This is a genomic window from Pseudomonas kitaguniensis, from assembly GCF_009296165.1.
Lineage (GTDB): Bacteria > Pseudomonadota > Gammaproteobacteria > Pseudomonadales > Pseudomonadaceae > Aquipseudomonas > Aquipseudomonas kitaguniensis.
In genome coordinates, this window is sequence record NZ_VUAZ01000232.1 from 1 (window position 1) to 1,664 (window position 1,664).

Consider the following 1,664-nt stretch of genomic DNA (forward strand, 5'->3'; position numbering starts at 1 on the left):
GTTATTTCGGGCCTGACACACTGCTATCGGGAGCAAGCCCCCTCCCACATTTGGATGTGTGTGCAGCCGCTGCTATCGAGGAAATTTCCGACAGGGTTTTAAGGTTGTCCCTAGGAAACTCGCGCTCTAGTCTGCGCACACCGCTGAACACTCAGCGGGCGGGCTTCGCGGCCCATTGAATTCAGACGCAAAGCGCCATTGTCCGCTTTCAGTTGATGATTTTTTATCGTCTACTGTGCGGCGCTATGGTGGCTGTGCGCGGGATACCTTCGGGTATGCCGGTTTCCTGATTCCGGTCCGCGAACCTGCGTACAGCTGCCACCCCATCGCGTCGCGGCGATAAGTGGCAACTCCATTTAAATCAGGAGTTTCTCAATGATTAAACCCACCCCAAATCCCCCGCCCAGCGTGCTGTTCACCCTCATCGACGGCATCAGCACCGAAGACCTGCTGGTCAACCTCACCGAAACCCTGGCTTCCGCCCACGCCCTGACCTGCGACTTTGCATTTGATATGGAAGCGACGCAGCGAGAAGTCGCGCTGGGCATTGCGCAGTTGATTGAGGTAGCGCGGTTGCTGGCTGAGCGGCTGCTGGATGATGTTCAGCCATCATTCGCAACAGAGTCGGGCGCCGCCTAGACTCAAAACCCTACGCCGAGCGTTCCCACGCGCAGCAAAGGAATGCCGCCTGCGCCGCGTATGTGGGAGGGGGCTTGCTCCCGATGGCGGTGCGTCAGTCGGTTATTTCGGGCCTGACCCACTGCTATCGGGAGCAAGCCCCCTCCCACATTTGGAGCTTTGTGCAGCCGCCGCTGAAGAGGAAATTTCCGACAGGGTTTTAAGGTTGTCCCTAGGAAACCCGCGCTCTAGTCTGCGCACACCGCTGAACACTCAGCGGGCGGGCTTCGCGGCCCGATTTACTACGGAACAAAAGCACCATCTCCCTTTCAGTAAGCGGTTTTTTATCGTCTACTGTGCCGCGCTATGGCGGCTGTGTGCGGGATACCTTCGGGTATGCCGGGTTCCTTGGTAACCGGTCCGCGAACCTGCGCACAGCTGCCACCCTCCATCGCGTCGCGGCGATCAGTGGCAGCTCCACCTTTACCGAGGAGCTTCGCAATGATTAAACCCAGCCCAAATCCCCCGCCCAGCCTGCTGTTCACCCTCATCGACGGCATCAGCACCGAAGACCTGCTGGTCAACCTCACCGAAACCCTGGCGTCCGCCCACGCCCTGACCTGCGACTTTGCTTTTGATATGGAAGCGACGCAGCGAGAAGGCGCGTTGGGCATTGCGCAGTTGATTGAGGTGGCTCGTTTGTTGGCTGAGCGGCTGCTGGAGGATGTTCAGCCATCACCCGCAACAGAGTCGGGCGCCGCCTAGACTCACAACCCGACGCCGATCCTTACCACGCGCAGCAAAGGAATGCCGCCTGCGCCGTGTATGTGGGAGGGGGCTTGCTCCCGATGGCGGTGCCTCAGTCGGTATTCCGGGCCTGATACACCGCTATCGGGAGCAAGCCCCCTCCCACATTTGGTGCTGTGTGCTGGATGCCCCAGGGTATGCCGGGTCGGGCACCGCCCGGACTAAAAAGCTGACGCTGATCGTTCCCACGCGCAGCAAAGGAATGCCGCCTGCGTCGTTTATGTGGGAGGGGGCTTGCT

At 59.9% G+C, this 1,664-nt stretch carries 2 protein-coding genes; both read left to right on the top strand.

What is annotated here, in order from left to right; all coding sequences use genetic code 11:
• Positions 1-375 precede the first annotated feature (375 nt).
• A complete protein-coding gene (locus F0169_RS26910) occupies positions 376-639 on the top strand; it encodes a DUF6124 family protein (protein WP_152748122.1) in 264 nt (87 codons plus the stop codon).
• 480 nt (positions 640-1,119) lie between these two features.
• Positions 1,120-1,383: a DUF6124 family protein gene (locus tag F0169_RS26915; RefSeq protein WP_152748123.1), complete on the top strand. Its 264-nt coding sequence runs from the start codon at positions 1,120-1,122 to the stop codon at positions 1,381-1,383.
• Positions 1,384-1,664: the final 281 nt, after the last annotated feature.